This window comes from Phocaeicola sp. RTP21198st1_B8_RTP21198_201120 (assembly GCF_040929485.1).
In the GTDB taxonomy this organism is placed as follows: Bacteria; Bacteroidota; Bacteroidia; order Bacteroidales; family Bacteroidaceae; genus Phocaeicola; species Phocaeicola dorei.
On the sequence record NZ_JBCOCI010000156.1, the window covers coordinates 3,329 to 4,315 of the forward strand.

Consider the following 987-nt stretch of genomic DNA (forward strand, 5'->3'; position numbering starts at 1 on the left):
TGCATCTCGGTGATCTACTTCAAACCGAATAGCATCCCAAAATTGAGGAACTTCCTGCCATTCGTCAATCAAACGAGGAGTTTCCCCTTCGAGCAAAAAACTAATATTGGTTTGAGCCATTTGCCTATATTGCTGTTGCTTAGTAGGGTCATCCATATAGATAACACTTTTGGCCTGTTGTTCAGCCGTGGTCGTTTTACCACAAGCTTTAGGTCCCTCTATCAATACAGCACCCATCGCCTCTAATTTATCACGCAGAAGTTGATCCGCTATTCGATTCTTATATTCCATACACCGTATTTTTCTGCAAAGATAGCTTATTTCTTTGTATTCCAAATCAATTTCAAAAATATATTTGGAAATTTGACGCAAAATCATTTGGAAATTTGGCTTTGTTTCGATTGGAAATTTGGCGTATAATTATTTTATACTATTGCGGTGATATTATTTACGGCATTTTCTTTGGAATATTCTCTATCTCTGACCTCATAATTAGGTATTAAGCATTTGCCACAGCCGTTTTCGTTTGGGCTTGCCCGTGTGCCACGAAATATCTTTCGGGGGAGCCTAATACCCCAACCGCCTTACGGCGTCGGGTAGGCTGCCATACAATCTGCAAGCAGAGGCGGTGGGATTATCCGATATATGACGGATTATAGAATGGCAGTCAAATGGATAAACAGCCTTTCCCGGTCGGAAGATTTTAGACCTCAATTCGCGAATAGGTTTTAACCGACAAAAGGGAGCTGAAAAAATTGTTACCAATAATTGTTTCTCGCGGGTTAAGAACGGATTTGCTTCTCCGACATAATCCGTTCATTTCTCAGCGGTCGAATTACGACCTTTTCCTTGTCGATAATGCTACCGGCATTCGAGTGTAAGAATCCTGTTTTAGAGTACGATTTCGGTCATCAAAGTTCAACCGCATTTCTTTTCAGTTGTTTGCATGAAACGGTTTACTTTAGTTTTCTTGCCCTATATATAGAG

1 protein-coding gene is annotated in these 987 nt (G+C 40.4%); it reads right to left on the reverse strand.

Annotated features, from left to right (window positions below):
- A partial coding sequence (locus AB5935_RS23650; protein ID WP_368327636.1) for an AAA family ATPase occupies nt 1-291 on the reverse strand: 291 nt, incomplete at its 3' end.
- Nucleotides 292-987 lie beyond the last annotated feature (696 nt).